Origin of the sequence: Pseudaquabacterium inlustre, from assembly GCF_038066595.1 — a bacterium.
In the GTDB taxonomy this organism is placed as follows: Bacteria; Pseudomonadota; Gammaproteobacteria; order Burkholderiales; family Burkholderiaceae_C; genus Pseudaquabacterium; species Pseudaquabacterium inlustre.
Genome location: NZ_JBBUTH010000004.1, coordinates 54,979 through 70,871, shown reverse-complemented (window position 1 = coordinate 70,871; position 15,893 = coordinate 54,979). Strand labels below are relative to the sequence as shown.

Sequence of the window (15,893 nt, the reverse complement as noted above, 5' to 3'; positions counted from 1 at the left end):
AAGGACAGGCCGCCGGCAGACGCAGACCATGCGCCCCACGACGAGGTTTCAACCCAAGGAGTGGACATGAGCCAACACCTTTCCCGCACCCTGCTCCCCCGCCTGAACCCGCTGGCCTGCGTGCTGGCAACCACCCTGGCCCTGTCGGCCAGCCTGAGCGCCCTGGCCCAGACGGCCGCGCCCGCCGACGGCAAGAAGGCCGTCACCCCGGCCGAGATGAACTACCAGGCCGGTGGCTCGCCGCTGGCCGGCGAGCCGATGTACCAGAGCACGAACCCCAAGGCCCCGCCGATGACGCAGGCCGAGTTCGACCGCGCGCGCCAGATCTATTTCGAGCGCTGCGCGGGCTGCCACGGCGTGCTGCGCAAGGGCGCCACCGGCAAGCCGCTGACGCCCGACATCACCCAGGCCAAGGGCAGCGACTACCTGAAGGTCTTCATCGCCTACGGCTCGCCGGCCGGCATGCCCAACTGGCTGACCAGTGGTGACTTCGACGAGAAGACCGTCGACCTGATGGCCCGCTACATCCAGCACGACGCGCCCACGCCGCCCGAGTTCGGCATGGACGACATGAAGAAGACCTGGAAGGTCATCGTCCCGCCGGAGAAGCGGCCGACGAAGAAGATGAACAACTACAACATCGCCAACATCTTCAGCACCACGCTGCGCGACAGCGGCGAGGTGGCGCTGATCGACGGCGACACCAAGCAGATCATCAACATCGTCAAGACCGGCTACGCGGTGCACATCAGCCGACTGTCGGCCTCGGGCCGCTACCTGTTCGTGATCGGTCGCGACGCCAAGATCAACATGATCGACCTGTGGATGGAGAAGCCCGACAACGTGGCCGAGATCCGCGTGGGCCTGGAAGCGCGCTCGGTGGACACCAGCAAGTTCAAGGGCTTCGAGGACAAGTACGCCATCGCCGGCAGCTACTGGCCGCCGCAGTACACGATCATGAAGGGCGACACGCTGGAGCCGCTGAAGATCGTGGCCACCCGCGGCATGACGGTCGACAAGCAGGAATACCACCCCGAGCCGCGCGTGGCCAGCATCATCGCCAGCCACTACAAGCCCGAGTTCGTGGTCAACGTCAAGGAGACCGGCCAGACCCTGCTGGTGGACTACAGCAACATCGACGCGCTGAAGGTCACCACCATCGGCACCGCGCGCTTCCTGCACGATGGCGGCGTAGACTCCACCGGCCGCTACTTCATGGTGGCGGCCAACCAGAGCAACAAGATCGCCGCGGTCGACCTGAAGGAAGGCAAGCTCACCAAGCTGATCGAGGTGGGCAAGATCCCGCACCCGGGACGCGGCGCCAACTTCGTGCACCCGAAGTTCGGCCCGGTGTGGGCCACCGGCCACCTGGGCGACGAGACCATCTCGCTGATCGGCACCGACCCGGTCAAGCACAAGGACTCGGCCTTCAAGGTGGTGGAGACGATCAAGGGCCAGGGCGGCGGCAACCTGTTCATCAAGAGCCACCCGAAGAGCCAGCACCTGTACGTGGACACGCCGCTGAACCCCGACCCGAAGCTGTCGCAGTCGGTGGCGGTGTTCGACGTGAAGAACCTGGCCAAGGGCTACACCGTGCTGCCGATCGGCGAATGGGCCGGCCTGACCGACGACGGTGCCAAGCGCGTGGTGCAGCCTGAGTACAACAAGGCCGGTGACGAGGTGTGGTTCGCGGTGTGGAGCGCCAAGAACAAGGAGAGCGCCATGGTCGTCGTGGACGACAAGACGCTCAAGCTCAAGGCGGTGATCAAGGACAAGCGCCTGATCACGCCGACGGGCCACTTCAACGTGCACAACACGCAGCACGACGTCTACTGATCCCCAACCCGGCGGCGGCGCGTCCACGCGCCGCCACGCACCGAGGAGACTGCGATGAATGTTCGTCCCCTGCTGGGCCTGCTGGTGGCCGTGGCGCTGCCGCTGGCCGCTGCCGACGCCTGGGCCAACCCCGACGAAGTGCTCACCAAGGCCGGCTGCATGGCCTGCCATGCCAAGGACAAGAAGCTGGTCGGCCCGTCGTTCAAGGACATCGCCGCCAAGTACAAGGGCCAGGACGTGGTGGCCAAACTGGGCGAGAAGGTGCGCAAAGGCGGTGCCGGCGTGTTCGGCCCGGTGCCGATGCCGCCGCATGGCGCCGACAAGATCGGCGACGCCGACCTGAAGACGGCCGTCGAGGCCATCCTGAAGTCCTGATGCGCCGCTTGCCGGTCATGCGCAGGTTCCTGGCCATGCCCCACCCCAACGCCTGCGCGGCGGCCGTTCTGGCCCTGGGCCTCCCGCTGGCCGCGCAGGGCACGGGCCTGGCACCCGATGCCGCCGCGCCCGCCGCACCGCGCCAGCAGCAGCTGGTGCGCATGGTGCGGCAGGACTGCGGCTCGTGCCACGGCATGCGCCTGACCGGTGGCCTGGGGCCTGCGCTGACGCGCGAGGCCCTGGCCGACAAGCCGCTGGTCTTCCTGGCCAGCACCATCTTCCATGGCCGGCCGGGCACCCCCATGCCCGGCTGGCGCGCCATGCTCACCGAGGCCGAGGCCGACTGGATCGCGCAACGCCTGGTGGCCGGCTTTCCCGAGGAGGCGCCGCGGTGAAGCGCCGTTCGCTGTTCACGCTGGCCGCTGCGCTGCCTGCCTTCCCCTTGCTGGGCAGCCTGGGCGCCTGCGCCACGGTGCCTGACCCAAAGGTGGCGAGCCCTGCCGAGCCCATCGGCACCGGCGACCTGGGCGTGGTGATCGAGCGTGCCCGCGGCACGCTGGCCATCGTGGACACCACGCAGCGCCGCGTGCTGGCCGAGGTGCCGGGCCTGGGCGACCTGTCGCACGCCTCGGTGGTGTTCTCGCGCGATGGCCGCTTCGCCTACGTCTTCGGCCGCGATGGCGGCCTCACCCAGGTCAACCTGCTCACCCAGCGCATCGTGGCGCGGGTGATGCAGGCCGGCAATGCCATCGGCGGCGCCATCAGCGCCGATGGCACGCTGGTGGCGGCGCAGAACTACACGCCCGGTGGCGTGAAGGTGTTCGACGCGCGCACGCTGGCGCTGGTGGCCGACATCCCGGCCTGGTACGGGCCTGGGTCGGAGGACTCGCCCGAGCGCCGGGCCGCCCCAAGCTCGGGCGAGTCCACCCTCGGGGGGGCGGGAGCCGCAGGCGACGGGGGGCTCAAACGTTCTCGCGTCGTCGGCCTGGTCGACCTGCCGGGCCGGCGCTTCGCCTTCAGCCTGTTCGATGCCGACGCGATCTGGATCGCCGACCTGTCGCAGGACCCGACGCGCCCGCAACTCACCCAGCTGCCCGGCATCGGTCGCCAGCCCTACGACGCGCTGGTCACGCCCGATGGCCGCCACTACATCGCCGGCCTGTTCGGCGAGGACGGCCTGGCGCTGGTGGACCTGTGGGAGCCGCAGCCCCGCGTGCGCCGCATCCTGAACGGCTACGGCCGCGGCCAGCAGCCGCTGCCCGTGTACAAGATGCCGCACCTGCGCGGCTGGGCCGTGGCCGGCCGCCATGCCTACCTGCCGGCCATCGGCCGCCACGAGGTGCTGGTGGTTGACACCAGCACCTGGCAGGAGGTGGGCCGCATCCCCGTGGCCGGCCAGCCGGTGTTCGTGATCGCGCGGCCCGATGGCCGCCAGGTGTGGGTGAACTTCGCCGTGCCCGACTACCACCGCGTGCAGGTCATCGACACGCCCAGCCAGCGCGTCATCGACACGCTGGAGCCCGGCAAGGCCGTGCTGCACCTGGAGTTCTCGCCGCGTGGCGAGCAGGTGTGGATCAGCTGCCGCGACGACCAGCGCGTGGTGGTCTACGACACCCAACGCCGCGCACCGCTGGCCACGCTGGCGCTGGATGCACCCAGTGGCATCTTCTTCACCGCGCGCGCCGCGCGCATGGGGTTCTGAGCATGGACGACACCCTGGCCCTGCTGAACCCATGGCAGCAGCGCTTTCCGCTGGATCGCCGACCTTTTGCCACGGTGGCCGCCGCAGCCTGCCGTGACGAGGCCTCGGTCATCGCGACCTATCGTGCAATGAACGCGAACGGAAAGCTTAGCCGCATCGGCGGCGTGTTCGGCCAGGGTGCCGGCGGCGCCGCGCTGCTGGCCGGCATGCAGGTACCGGCCGAACGGCTGGAGGCGGTGGCCGCCATCGTCTCCGCCCATCCGGGCGTGAACCACAACTACGAACGCGAGCACGCTTTCAACCTGTGGTTCGTGATGACCGGCCGCGACGCCGAGGCCGTGGATGCGTCCATGGCGCAGATCGCGCGCGACACCGGCCTGCCGGCCGTGGCGCTGCGCATGCGCCGCGCCTACCGCATCGACCTGGGCTTCGACCTGCGCCACCGCACAGCCAAGCTGGCACCCGACCAGGCGGCGCCCGCAGCGCACCGCGCTGCCTCGGCCCCGGCGCTGGCGGCCGTCAGCGACGGCGACCGCGCGCTGGCCGCACTGGTCGAGGAAGGCCTGCCGCTGCTGCCCTGCCCCTACGACGCCTGGGCCCAGGCTTTGGGCCGCACGCCCGAGGCCGTGCTGGCCACGCTGGCCGGGTGGCTGGCGCGCGGCACGCTGCGTCGCTTCGGCGCTGTGGTGCGCCACCACGAGCTGGGCTTCGGCGCCAATGCCATGACCGTGTTCGACGTGCCCGATGAGTGCGTGGACGCCTGCGGTGAAGCCCTGGCGCAGCAGGCCGGTGTGACGCTGGCGTACCGCCGCGAGCGTGCGCCCGGCTGGCGCTACAACCTGTTCTGCATGGTGCATGGCCGTGACCGCGAGGCCGTGCGGCAGGTGCTGGCGCGCGTGGTGCCGGCCTGCGGCCTGGCCGCCTGGCCGCAGGCCGTGCTGTTCTCGCGCCGCCGCTTCAAGCAGACCGGTGCGCGGCGCTTCCGCGACCTGCCCACGCCGGCGGTGCCTGGCGCCGTCGCCGCCGACCTGCCCCTGGAGGACATCGCCCATGCGCCCATCTGACCACCGCGGCACCGCCGACGCCCTCGACCCGGCCGATCTGCTGCTGATCGAGCGCCTGCATGGCGGCCTGCCGCTCAGCGACCGGCCCTTTGCCGATGTGGCGCAGGACCTGGGCATCGGCGAAGACGCGCTGATCGAGCGCCTGCGCCGCCTGCTGGCGCAGGGCGTGCTCACCCGCTTCGGCCCGCTGTTCCAGATCGAGCGCGCCGGAGGCCGCTTCGTGCTGTGCGCGATGGCAGTGCCCGAGGACCGCTTCGACGCAGTGGCCGCCCAGGTCAACGCCCACGACGAGATCGCCCACAACTACCGCCGTGAGCATGCGCTGAACATGTGGTTCGTCGTGGGCACCGACAGCACGCAGGCAGCCGATGCGGTGATCGCCGCCATCGAGGCCGAGACCGGCCTGCCCGTGCTGGCCTTCCCCAAGGAACGCGAGTACTTCGTCGAACTGCGCCTGCCGCTGACCTCAGCCCCGGCCGGCGACACCGGCGCCCACCCAGGAGCTCTGGCCCATGGCCTTGTCTGACTTCGACCGCGCGCTGATCGGCGCCACCCAGGGCGGCCTGCCGCTGGTGCCGCGCCCCTACGAGGCCGTGGGCGCCATGCTGGGCGTGCCAGGCGAGCAGGTGCGCGAGCGCCTGTCGCAGATGCTGGACGAGGGCCTGATCCGCCGCATCGGCGCCGTGCCCAACCACTACCGCCTGGGCTACACCGCCAACGGCATGACCGTGTGGGACGTGGACGACGCCCTGGTCGATGAGCTGGGCGACCGCGTCGGCGCCCTGCCCGGCGTGAGCCACTGCTACCGCCGCCCGCGCCATCGGCCCGACTGGCCCTACAACCTGTTCGCCATGGTGCATGGCCGCAGCCGCAACGAGGTGGAGCGCCAGGCCCTGGCCATCCACTGCCTGCTGGGCCCGGCCTGCCGCAGCCACGACATCCTCTACTCCAGCGCGATCTTGAAGAAGACCGGACTCCGGTTGAAGGACCACTGAACATGTTCCGCATCTCGCAGTTCATGCGCGATCTGGCCAATGCCGAGCGCACCGGCGCCTACCCTGCGGCCAGCCACAGGAAGCCGCCCGGCCCGGTGGTGATCTGGAACCTGATCCGCCGCTGCAACCTGACCTGCAAGCACTGCTACGCGCTGTCGGCCGACCACGACTACGCAGGAGAACTGAGCACCGACGAGGTGTTCACGGTGATGGACGACCTGAAGGCCTTCCACGTGCCGGTGCTGATCCTCTCAGGCGGCGAGCCGCTGATGCGGCCCGACATCCACGCCATCGCCGAGCGTGCCAAGGCCATGCGCTTCTATGTCGGCCTGTCGACCAACGGCACGCTGGTTGACGACGCGGAAGCCGACCGCATCGCCGCGCTGGGACTGGACTACGTGGGCATCAGCCTTGACGGTCTGCGCGACACGCACGACAAGTTCCGCCGGCTGGACGGCGCCTTCGACCGCAGCCTGGCCGCCGTGCGCCTGCTGCATGCGCGCGGCGTGAAGGTGGGCCTGCGCTTCACGATGACGGCGCTGAACGCGCACGACCTGCCGGCCCTGCTGCAACTGATGCGCGACGAGCAGGTGGACAAGTTCTACTTCTCGCACCTGAACTACGCCGGCCGCGGCAACATCCACCGCGGCAAGGACGCCCAGCACCTGGCCACACGCGACGCGCTGGACATGCTCTACGCCCGCGCCTGGGCCGCCGCCCAGGAAGGCCGCGACGAAGACTACGTGACCGGCAACAACGATGCCGACGGCCCCTACCTGCTGCAATGGGTGGCCACGCACCTGCCGGCGCTGCATGCGCGCTTCGGCGACGCGATGGCCGAGCACCTGCGCGCCTGGGGCGGCAACGCCAGCGGCGTGAACGTGGCCAACATCGACAACCTCGGCAACGTCCACCCTGACACCATGTGGTGGCACCACACGCTGGGCAATGTGCGCGAGCGGCCGTTCTCGGCCCTGTGGACGGACCTGAGCGATCCGCTGCTGGCCGGGCTGAAGCAGCACCCGCGCCCGGTGCAGGGCCGCTGCGCCGGCTGCCGGCATCTGGCCATCTGCAATGGCAACACCCGCGTGCGGGCGCAGCAGGTCACCGGCAACCCCTGGGCCGAAGACCCGGGCTGCTACCTGACGGATGAAGAGATCGGCGTGGCCGGCGGTGACATGCGCGTGGTGACCACACCATTCAGCGCGCGGCAGACGCTGGCGCAGATTCCAGTGGTGGAGGCCTCGTGATCGCCCCATTTTTGCGTGGCGCACTGGCCCTGGCGGCCGCGGCGCTGCTGACCGCCAACGCCCAGGCCGCCCCCGATGCCGCCGCGCTGTACCAGCAGCACTGCGCCAGCTGCCACGGCACCCAGCGCACCGGTGGCATGGGCCCGGCCCTGCTGCCCGAGAGCCTGGAGCGCCTGCGCCCGGCCGAGGCCCTGAAGACCATCACCGCGGGGCGCCAGGCCACGCAGATGCCCGGCTTCCAGACGACGCTGGCGGCCGACGAGATCGCCGCGCTGTCGGCCTACATCCGCACACCGGTGCTGCCGGCGCCGCGCTGGGGCGAGGACGACATCCGCGCCAGCCGCATCGCCAGCGTCGATCCCGCCAGGCTGCCGGCCCAGCCGCAGTGGACCGCCGACCCGATGAACCTGTTCGTCGTGGTCGAAGGTGGCGACCACCATGTCAGCATCCTGGACGGCGACCGCTTCACGGTGATGCACCGCTTCGCCAGCCGCTATGCGCTGCACGGTGGCCCCAAGTTCACGCCCGATGGACGTCATGTGTTCTTCGGCTCGCGCGATGGCTGGATCACCAAGTTCGACCTATACAGCCTGCAGGTGGTGGCCGAGGTGCGGGCCGGTCTGAACATGCGCAACGTGGCCGTCTCGGGCGACGGGCGCTGGGTGATGGCGGCCAACTACTTTCCGCACACGCTGGCGCTGTTCGATGCACAGCTGAACCTGGTGAAGACCTATGCCGCCGCCACGCTGGACGGCAAGGCCACGTCGCGCGTCTCGGCGGTGTACGACGCGGCGCCGCGCCGCAGCTTCGTCGTGGCGCTGAAAGACATCCCGGAACTCTGGGAGATCAGCTACGACCCGAAGGCCGAGCCCATCCACGACGGCCTGGTGCACGACTACAAGATGGGTGAAGCCATTGCCAAGCCGGGCTACCTGGGCGTGCGCCGCACGCCGCTGGACGAGCCGCTGGACGACTTCTTCTTCGACCAGGGCTACCGCCACGCGCTGGGCGCCACGCGCCCGCGCGACGACGGCAAGCCCTCGGCCCAGGTGGTGAACCTGGACGTGCGCCGCAAGATCGCCGAACTGCCGATTGCCGGCATGCCACACCTGGGCTCGGGCATCACCTTCCAGCGCGAGGGCCGCACGCTGCTGCTCAGCCCCAACCTGAAGGACGGGGCGCTGGACGTCATCGACATGCAGACCTGGCAGCGCGTGACCACCCTGACCACGCCGGGCCCCGGCTTCTTCGTGCGCAGCCACGAGGCCACGCCCTATGCCTGGACCGATTCGATGATGAGCCCCAAGGCCCGCGACACACTCAGCATCGTCGACAAGCGCACGCTGGCCGTGGTGGCCCAGGTGAAGGAGCCCGGCAAGACGCTGGCGCACATCGAGTTCACCAAGGACGGCCGCTACGCCCTGGCCAGCGTGTGGGAGATGGACGGCGCGCTGATCGTCTACGACGCCGCCACGTTCAAGGAGGTCAAGCGCCTGCCGATGAGCAAGCCGGTGGGCAAGTACAACGTGTTCAACAAGATCACGCGCTCGGAAGGCACCTCGCATTGACCCATCGGACACCGGGCGCCGGGCATGAAAAAAGGGGCCTCGCGGCCCCTTTCGTTCGTTCGGGTCATCGGCTGGCGGTGCCAGCCGATGTCGCTCACTTCGCGAGCTTGAACACCCACATCGAGCCACCCTGCTCGAGGTAGTTGACCTTCTTGGCCACGTCGCCGCCCCACAGCGGCACGGCACCACCCCAGCCCGAAGCCACGGCGACGTACTGCTCGCCCTTGTCTTCCCAGGTGATCGGGGGGGCCACCACGCCGGAACCCGTCTGGAACTTCCAGAGGATCTTGCCGGTCTTGGCATCGGCGGCCTGCAGGTAGCCTTCCGGCGTGCCCCAGAACACCAGGTTGCCGCCGGTGGTCAGCACACCACCCCACAGCGGGGCGTTGTTCGGCGCTTCCCAGACGATCTTGCCGCTCTTCGGGTCGATGGCGCGCAGCGCGCCGATCGGGCCGTCGTTCAGCGTCTTGATCGTGAAGCCGGCGCCCAGGTAGGCCGCACCCTTCTTGTAGGTGATGGGCTCGTTCCAGATCTCCATGCCCCACTCGTTGGCCGGCACGTAGAACAGCTTGGTGTCGGGCGAGTAGGCCATCGGCATCTGGTTCTTGCCACCCAGGAACGACGGGGCGGCGAAGACCGTGTTGCCCTTCTTGCCATCGGCGCCGGCGGTGGGATCACCGGGGCGGTTCTCGGGCACGAAGTTCGGGCGGCCGGTCTTCAGGTCGATGCCGGTGGCCCAGGTCACCTTCTTGACGAAGGGGAAGGCGTTGACCAGCTTGCCGGTCTTGGCGTCGTTGACGTAGAAGAAGCCGTTGCGGTCGGCCTTGCCACCCAGCACCTGGCCGCCATCGTCATAGGTGACGAACTCGTTCACGCCATCGAAGTCCCAGCCGTCGTTGGGCGTGTTCTGGTAGTGCCACACGATCTGGCCGGTCTTCACGTCGATGGCGACGGTCGAGCAGCTGTACAGGTTGTCACCCTTGCGCAGGTGGCTGTTCCAGGGCGCCGGGTTGCCGGTGCCGAAGTAGGCCAGGCCCGTCTTCGGGTTGTAGGTGCCGCCCAGCCAGGTGGCCGCGCCGCCGGTCTTCCACAGGTCGCCCGGCCAGGTCTTGCCGGTGGTGCCCGAGACGCCGTTGTCGCTGGCGTTGCCGTTGGCGTCGTACTTCTTGCCCATGTGGCCTTCGACCACCGGACGCACCCAGACCAGCGCGCCGGTCTTGGGGTTGCGCGCCTCGACGCGGCCGATCACGCCGAACTCGCCGCCCGACACGCCGGTCAGCAGCAGGCCGCCCGCGATCAGCGGTGCCGCGCTGGCCGAGTAGCCGGCGGCGTAGTCGTCGATCTTCTCCTTCCAGACGACGTCACCGGTGTCCTTGTTCAGGGCCACCAGCTGGGCGTCCAGCGTGGCGAAGATCACCAGGTTGTCATAGATGGCAGCGCCGCGGTTGATCACGTCGCAGCAGGGCATGATGCCGTCGGGCAGGCGGTGCTCGTACTTCCACAGCTTGGCACCGGTCTTGGCGTCCAGCGCGAAGATGCGCGAGTACGAGGCCGTGACGTACATCTTGCCTTCGTGCACGATCGGCTGGCTCTCCTGGCCGCGCTGCTTCTCGCCGCCGAAGGAGAACGACCACACCGGCACGAGCTTGTTCACATTGCCCGTGTTCACCGTCTTCAGCGGCGAGTAGCGCTGGCCCTGCGGGCCGACGCCCCAGCTCAGCACGTCACCGGTGGACTTGGCGTCGTTCTCGATCATCTGATCGGTGACGCCGGCGGCCATCGCCGACTGGCCGGCCATTGCAGCGCAGCCCGCCGCAACCAGGAAGCTCAACAGTTTGATTCGCATTCGAGGGTCTCCTCCAGGGAAGGGGTGTCACACCGGGAACCAGACCCGATGCTTCGGGAAGATTTCCCGGCAACTAGCGTGCCATCTTTCACCCCCGGTCTGGAGGTGCTTTTTTGAGGGCTTACCCGAGGCGCAGTGCTCCAGGCTCGCACAGCGCGACCTTTTTCGCTCATGGCGACTTCGGCCGCTGCAACGCGGCGCGCTCATAGCGCGGGTACAGGTGTGCCACGTTGCGGGTGTACTCGGCCGGCCAGGCGGCCCACTGGCGGAAGGCCACCGGCACCGGGCCGCGCAGCACCTCGTTCATGTCCCAGCCGGCCTCGGCCCAGCGGCCGAACTGGCCGTCCAGCCATTGCAGGTAGCTGCGCGTCTGGTTGAGCCCCAGGCCCTCGGCATGCACCGGGCCGTGGCTGGGCACCACGGTGCCCAGTTTCAGCGTGGCCAACTGCTCCAGCGAGGCCAGCCAGGCCCGCGGCTCGGCATGCGGCGTGGTGGGCACGCGGTCGGCGAACACCAGGCCGCCGACGAAGGCCACATGGCTGGCGCGATCGATCAGCACCAGGTCGCTGTCGGTGTGGCCCTTCCACTCGCGCAGCTCGAACTCGCGCTTGCCGATGCGCAGCGGGCCGGGGCCGATGGTCTGCGTCGGCAGGCGCGCCTCGGTGCCCTTCATCCAGTCGCCGCAGAGGCGGTAGAGGTTGTCCTCGTAGGCCTTGGCCTCGCGCGCCATGCCGGCGCGGGTGATGGCGGTGGCGGTGATCGGCACGTCGGCGAACGCCTGGTTGCCCAGGAAGTAGTCGGGGTGCAGGTTCAGGTGCAGCACCTGCACGATGGGCTCGCGCGTCGTGCGCTCGATCAGCGCGCGCAGCTGCTCGCCATAGCGCCGGCTGGGCCCGGTGTTGATGACCAGCACGCCGCCGCCGGTGGCGATGAAGCCGGTGTTGATGACGTTGCAGCCGTTGGCCGGGCTGAAGTCGTCGTTGGCGCCCTCCACCACCCACACGCCCTCGGCCAGCGCACGGGCCTTCAGGCCGTAGTCCAGCCGGGCCAGGTTGACCTGCGGTCCGGGTGCCTGGGCCTCGATGGGCGGCGTGGCCAGCAGCGCTGCGGCGGCCAGCGCCAGCATCACCGAGCGGCCGGAGCGTCGTCGCATCCTCGTCGCCATCACTCCACCTTGCTGTCGATGCGGTTGCCGTTGTTGTCCACGCCCACGATGCGCAGCGGCCCGGGCGGGCGCTCGGCGAAGTCGAAGGTGAACACGGGGTTTTCACTGACCGGCTCGAAGGTCTGGATGCGCAGCAGCTCGCGCTCGCGGCCATCGCGCACCGTCAGGCGGCTGACGAAGAAGGCCGGGATGCCATTGACCAGGCCGGTGTCCATCGGGTGCATGATGCGCACGCGCAGGCGTGCTGCGGCATCGCCACCGGCCGGCGCGCTGCTGGTGAACAGGCGGCCGCTTACCTGGCCCAGCGTCTGCGTCCAGCTGCCATCGGCCCGCGTGCCGCCGGGCACGGTGCAGCCGCCACCGGCCGCGTCCACCAGCGTGCCGCCCACATGCCACACGCCATCGGCCAGCAGCGCCGCGGCGCGCACCGGCGACGCCTGCTCCAGCTTGAAACGGAAGCCCACCGTGGGCTGCGCGCTCAGCGGCTGCAGCTCGAGCACCTTGCGGATCGGGTTGCGGTCGACCAGCACCACGATGCGCTGCACACCCGGCAGCGCCGCGCTGACCGTGATCGGCACGTTCATCGAGTCCTCGGCGAAGGCCGGGCCCAGCACCTTGACCCGCTCGTCGAACACCACGCGCGCCTTGGCACCGAGGAACTCCTTCTTCAGCTCGGGCCACTGGTGGCTGCGGAACGGGTCGCCGCCGAAGGCGTCGTCGGGCGGCGGTGCCGCCTGCGCCGCGGCGCAGCCGGCTGCCGCCATCCAGAGCAGGGTGCGTCGTCGCATCGGTTGCCTCCGGAGCATGGGCCGAGGTTCAGGGGTTCAGGCCGGCGGGCGGACGCCGGCGCTCACCAGCGGTGCTGCCAGCGCGCCGACAGCAGCAGCGCACGCGGCACGCCGGTCTCGAAGAAGCGCTGGTTGGCATCGTTGACGATCACGCTGCCGGCGTGCACGCGGTCGAACACGTTGTCCACGCGCGCCAGCAGCTCGATGGCATCGGCCGCGCCCAGCGGCAGCGTGCCGCTCCAGCGCAGATTGGCCAGCGCATAGCCACCGGCCGACGCGGTGTTGGTGTCGTTGGCCATCGCGCGCGACAGGGCGCGCCACTCCAGCGCCAGTTCGCCGGGCAGCCAGCCGGCACGCCAGGCGGCCTGGGCGTAGGCGCTGGCGCGCTGGGTGCCGGCGATGCGGTTGCCGGCGCTCACCGTCACCTTGTTGGTGGCCGAGGTCAGCGTGCACGGGGCCGCGGTGCAGGTCTCGAAGCTGTCGAGGTAGGTGGCGTCCAGCACGCTGACGGTGGCCTGCAGGCGCAGGCCGCTCACCGGCCGCCAGGCGGCCGACAGCTCGGCGCCGCTGCGGTGGGTGCGGCCGACGTTGCGGAAGGTGCTGCGCCCGCCGCTGTTGGTGAACACGCCGATCTCGTCGCTGGTGCGGGCGTCGAACAGCGCGAACTCGGCCTCGATGCCGCCGCCACGCCACTTGGTGCCCAGCTCCAGCTGCTGGCTGCGCTGGCCCTTCAGGTCGCCGTTGAAACCGCCGGCGCCATCGGGCCGGTAGGCCAGTTCGGTCAGCGTGGGCGACTCGAATCCGCGCGCCGCGCTGGCATACACCGTCCAGGTGGGCGCCAGCGACCAGCGCAGACCGAGCGCCGGGTTGACATAGCTGTAGCTCAGCGCACCGCTGTCGTCGCCGTTGACGCCGGTCTGGCTGGTGCAGGTGGCCACGCTGTCGACGCGAGTGCGGTCGGCGCACGACTGGTAGCGGTCGTGCGTGCTCAACTCCACGCGGCCACCGCGCAGGCCGCCGGTGAGCGCGACGCCGGCGGCCAGCGGCCATTGCGCCTGCACGAAGCCCTCGGTGGTGGTGGCCCGGTTGGTCTCGTCGCGCCGCACCTTGCCGACCACGCCGTACGTGCCCGGCGCACTGGCGGTGCCGGAGAAGTTCTCGTAGCCGCGCCGGTCATCCTGCTGGGTCTCGACGTTCAGGCCGGTGACCAGGTCGAGCGCGCCGATCTGCCACAGCAGCCGGCCTTCCAGGCCGCCGTAGGTGCGGTCGAAATCGACCACGCCGCCGCTCTGGCGTGCGCTGCCGGTCTGCGTGGCGGCGGTGATGGCCTGCCAGCCGGTGACACCCCGCGAGCCGTAGTAGCCGGCCAGCTGGCTTTCGCGCAGCGCACCGGCATCGGTGAAGCGGTGGCGCCAGCTGAGGCCGGCCTGGGTCTGGCGGATGGTCTTGCGCGTGTCGAACTGGTCGGCCTCGGCCGTGGTGCTGCGCGCGTCGGCATCGAACTGCTCGCGCTTGAGGCCCAGCGGGTCCTGCGCGCGCTGGTTGTGGTCGGACACCAGCAGCACCACGGTGTCGGTGTCGTTGCGCCAGCCCAGGCGCAGGTTGCCCAGCGTGCGGTGCGCGGCGCTGTGCGGACGGAAGCCGTCAAGATCGGTGCTGCTGACGCTGACGCGCGCATCGAAGCCCTGGCCCAGCGGTGCGGCCACGCTGGCGCGCGCCTGCCGCAGGCCGAAGCTGCCGGCATCCAGCGCCAGTTCGCCCTGCGCCCCGCGCACCGGGGCACTGAACACCGCCACGACGCCCCCCGAACTGCTGCCGTACAGCGCCGAGAACGGGCCGCGCAGCACCTCGATGCGCTCGGCACCGGCCAGATCGACATGCGCCACCTGGCCCTGGCCATCCGGCATGGTGGCCGGAATGCCGTCGGTGTAGAGCCGCAGGCCGCGCACCCCGAAGGCCGCACGCGCACCAAAGCCGCGCGAGCTCATCTGCAGGTCCTGGGCGTAGTTGCTGCGGTTGTTGACCACCAGGCCCGGCACCGCGGCCAGCGCCTCCGACAGGTTGACCATCGGCCCGGCATCGCGCAGCGCCGTGGCATCGACTGCCGAGATCGCGAACGGCGCGTCCAGGAGGCGTTGGGCCTTGGGGGTGCCGGTGATGACCACCGTCTCGGTGACGGCTGCCGACGCGGGGGCGGCTGCCGCAGATGTGCCGGAGTTTTGGGCCGCGGCCGAGGCGGCGGTCAGCAGGCAGGCCAGCGCGACCGGCGCATGGCGGAAACTGGGGATCATGATGCTCGATTCAGTGACACGGACTCAGGACGCGTGCCCACGGCAGGCGCCCCGCTGACCGCACTGTGGCCGCGACCCCAGGGCGCGACCAACCCGGCATTTACCCGTGCGATGCTTCAAATCGGATCAACCCCGATGTGCATTTGGTATCGTGTGACCAAGTGGAACGACAAGCCACATGTCAGGGAGTCGAAAAACAATGTTTCCAGTGCCGCTTTTCCGGCCTGATGTGCACGCGTGCCTGCGTCACAGTCAGGCTCAGGCCACGTGGGTGGCCAGGCAGCGGCCCATGTGGCGCCGCAGCAAACGTGCAGTGATTGGATCGGTGCAATGACCCGGATCTACCTCGTCGATGACCAGGCCATCCTGCGGGACGGCCTGCAGGCGTTGCTCGAGTCAGCCGGCCACGAGGTGGTCGGCACCGCCAGCGACCCGACGCAAGCTGTTGTGGAGGCGCAACAACGACAGGCGCAGGTGATGCTGCTGGACCTGGGCCTGGGCGAACGCTCGGGCTTCGAGGTGCTGCACGAGCTGCGCCGCCGCGACGCCACCGTGCGCGCCGTGGTGCTGACCATGTCGGAGCAGCCGCGCCACGTGGCCGAGGCCGTGCGCCTGGGCGCCGCGGGCTATGTGCTGAAGGACGCGGGCGCCCCCGAGTTGCTGCAGGCCATCGACGCCGTGGCCGCCGGCCGCCGCTTCTTCGGCCCGCAGGTGGCTGACCTGGCGCTGCAGGCCCTCACCGCACCCAGCACCGACGACGCCTTCGCCACGCTGTCGCCGCGCGAGCGCCAGATCATCACGATGGTGGTCAACGGCCTGTCCAGCGCCGCCATCGGCCAGCAGCTGCACCTGTCACCCAAGACGGTGGACACCTACCGCAGCCGCATCATGGCCAAGCTGGGCGTGCACGGCGTGACCGGCCTGGTGCGCCTGGCGGTGCGCGAAGGCCTCGTAGAAAAGTAAGCCGTTCGTCGGAGAGCGCGGGTGGCTTCGCGTACTCGCGAAGCCGGGTG

The 15,893-nt window shown here is 70.0% G+C and carries 14 protein-coding genes; 10 read left to right on the top strand and 4 right to left on the bottom strand.

Features of this window, described 5'->3' with window-relative positions:
- The first annotated feature begins 66 nt into the window (after positions 1-66).
- From AACH10_RS08440 to AACH10_RS08400, 9 genes are read left to right on the top strand one after another with little or no spacing between them, the layout of a single operon-like run.
- Positions 67-1,836 carry a cytochrome D1 domain-containing protein gene (locus AACH10_RS08440; RefSeq protein ID WP_341409950.1) on the top strand — a complete coding sequence of 590 codons (1,770 nt, stop codon included), beginning with the start codon at positions 67-69 and terminating at the stop codon, positions 1,834-1,836.
- A gap of 54 nt (positions 1,837-1,890) precedes the next feature.
- Positions 1,891-2,211, top strand: coding sequence for a c-type cytochrome (locus tag AACH10_RS08435; protein WP_341409949.1), 321 nt, complete (start codon positions 1,891-1,893; stop codon positions 2,209-2,211).
- A 35-nt stretch (positions 2,212-2,246) separates the two neighbouring features.
- Complete coding sequence (locus AACH10_RS08430; protein WP_341409948.1) at positions 2,247-2,606, top strand: c-type cytochrome; 360 nt, start codon at positions 2,247-2,249, stop codon at positions 2,604-2,606.
- Entirely contained in the window at positions 2,603-3,913 is a 1,311-nt protein-coding gene (locus AACH10_RS08425; protein WP_341409947.1) for a cytochrome D1 domain-containing protein, read from the top strand. The genes AACH10_RS08430 and AACH10_RS08425 overlap by 4 nt, the downstream gene beginning before the upstream one ends.
- A gap of 2 nt (positions 3,914-3,915) precedes the next feature.
- Positions 3,916-4,977, top strand: coding sequence for a siroheme decarboxylase subunit beta (ahbB, locus tag AACH10_RS08420; protein ID WP_341409946.1), 1,062 nt, complete (start codon positions 3,916-3,918; stop codon positions 4,975-4,977).
- On the top strand, positions 4,964-5,503 hold the full coding sequence (locus tag AACH10_RS08415) for an Lrp/AsnC family transcriptional regulator (RefSeq protein ID WP_341409945.1): 540 nt from the start codon (positions 4,964-4,966) through the stop codon (positions 5,501-5,503). The genes ahbB (AACH10_RS08420) and AACH10_RS08415 overlap by 14 nt, the downstream gene beginning before the upstream one ends.
- Positions 5,490-5,972 carry a siroheme decarboxylase subunit beta gene (gene ahbB / locus AACH10_RS08410; protein WP_341409944.1) on the top strand — a complete coding sequence of 161 codons (483 nt, stop codon included), beginning with the start codon at positions 5,490-5,492 and terminating at the stop codon, positions 5,970-5,972. The genes AACH10_RS08415 and ahbB (AACH10_RS08410) overlap by 14 nt, the downstream gene beginning before the upstream one ends.
- A 2-nt stretch (positions 5,973-5,974) precedes the next feature.
- Positions 5,975-7,222, top strand: a complete 1,248-nt coding sequence (gene nirJ, locus AACH10_RS08405) for a heme d1 biosynthesis radical SAM protein NirJ (RefSeq protein WP_341409943.1) — start codon at positions 5,975-5,977, stop codon at positions 7,220-7,222.
- Positions 7,219-8,790, top strand: a complete 1,572-nt coding sequence (locus AACH10_RS08400) for a cytochrome D1 domain-containing protein (protein ID WP_423228578.1) — start codon at positions 7,219-7,221, stop codon at positions 8,788-8,790. Before nirJ ends, AACH10_RS08400 begins: the two co-directional genes overlap by 4 nt.
- 94 nt (positions 8,791-8,884) lie before the next feature.
- On the opposite strand, the gene AACH10_RS08395 is transcribed toward AACH10_RS08400, so the two are convergent.
- The 4 genes from AACH10_RS08395 to AACH10_RS08380 all read right to left on the bottom strand — a co-directional run bounded on the left by AACH10_RS08395 (position 8,885) and on the right by AACH10_RS08380 (position 14,880).
- A complete protein-coding gene (locus AACH10_RS08395) occupies positions 8,885-10,636 on the bottom strand; it encodes a PQQ-dependent methanol/ethanol family dehydrogenase (protein WP_341409942.1) in 1,752 nt (583 codons plus the stop codon).
- Positions 10,637-10,805: 169 nt separating this feature from the next.
- Positions 10,806-11,789, bottom strand: coding sequence for a quinoprotein relay system zinc metallohydrolase 1 (locus AACH10_RS08390; RefSeq protein ID WP_341409940.1), 984 nt, complete (start codon positions 11,787-11,789; stop codon positions 10,806-10,808).
- An 11-nt stretch (positions 11,790-11,800) separates the two neighbouring features.
- The gene (locus tag AACH10_RS08385; RefSeq protein ID WP_341409939.1) at positions 11,801-12,589 is read right to left on the bottom strand and encodes a quinoprotein dehydrogenase-associated SoxYZ-like carrier; all 789 of its coding nucleotides are present in this window, start codon (positions 12,587-12,589) and stop codon (positions 11,801-11,803) included.
- 62 nt (positions 12,590-12,651) lie between these two features.
- Positions 12,652-14,880, bottom strand: coding sequence for a TonB-dependent receptor family protein (locus AACH10_RS08380; protein WP_341409938.1), 2,229 nt, complete (start codon positions 14,878-14,880; stop codon positions 12,652-12,654).
- A gap of 330 nt (positions 14,881-15,210) precedes the next feature.
- Here AACH10_RS08380 and AACH10_RS08375 point away from each other — a divergent pair, with 330 nt between their 5' ends.
- Complete coding sequence (locus AACH10_RS08375) at positions 15,211-15,843, top strand: response regulator (RefSeq protein WP_341409937.1); 633 nt, start codon at positions 15,211-15,213, stop codon at positions 15,841-15,843.
- Positions 15,844-15,893: the final 50 nt, after the last annotated feature.

Coding starts and splice junctions, on each gene's coding strand:
- AACH10_RS08440 (WP_341409950.1), top strand. CDS start 67: ATGAGCCAACACCTTTCCCGCACCCTGCTCCCCCGCCTGAACCCGCTG.
- AACH10_RS08435 (WP_341409949.1), top strand. CDS start 1,891: ATGAATGTTCGTCCCCTGCTGGGCCTGCTGGTGGCCGTGGCGCTGCCG.
- AACH10_RS08430 (WP_341409948.1), top strand. CDS start 2,247: ATGCCCCACCCCAACGCCTGCGCGGCGGCCGTTCTGGCCCTGGGCCTC.
- ahbB (WP_341409946.1), top strand. CDS start 3,916: ATGGACGACACCCTGGCCCTGCTGAACCCATGGCAGCAGCGCTTTCCG.
- AACH10_RS08415 (WP_341409945.1), top strand. CDS start 4,964: ATGCGCCCATCTGACCACCGCGGCACCGCCGACGCCCTCGACCCGGCC.
- ahbB (WP_341409944.1), top strand. CDS start 5,490: ATGGCCTTGTCTGACTTCGACCGCGCGCTGATCGGCGCCACCCAGGGC.
- nirJ (WP_341409943.1), top strand. CDS start 5,975: ATGTTCCGCATCTCGCAGTTCATGCGCGATCTGGCCAATGCCGAGCGC.
- AACH10_RS08395 (WP_341409942.1), bottom strand. CDS start 10,636: ATGCGAATCAAACTGTTGAGCTTCCTGGTTGCGGCGGGCTGCGCTGCA.
- AACH10_RS08390 (WP_341409940.1), bottom strand. CDS start 11,789: ATGCGACGACGCTCCGGCCGCTCGGTGATGCTGGCGCTGGCCGCCGCA.
- AACH10_RS08385 (WP_341409939.1), bottom strand. CDS start 12,589: ATGCGACGACGCACCCTGCTCTGGATGGCGGCAGCCGGCTGCGCCGCG.
- AACH10_RS08380 (WP_341409938.1), bottom strand. CDS start 14,880: ATGATCCCCAGTTTCCGCCATGCGCCGGTCGCGCTGGCCTGCCTGCTG.
- AACH10_RS08375 (WP_341409937.1), top strand. CDS start 15,211: ATGACCCGGATCTACCTCGTCGATGACCAGGCCATCCTGCGGGACGGC.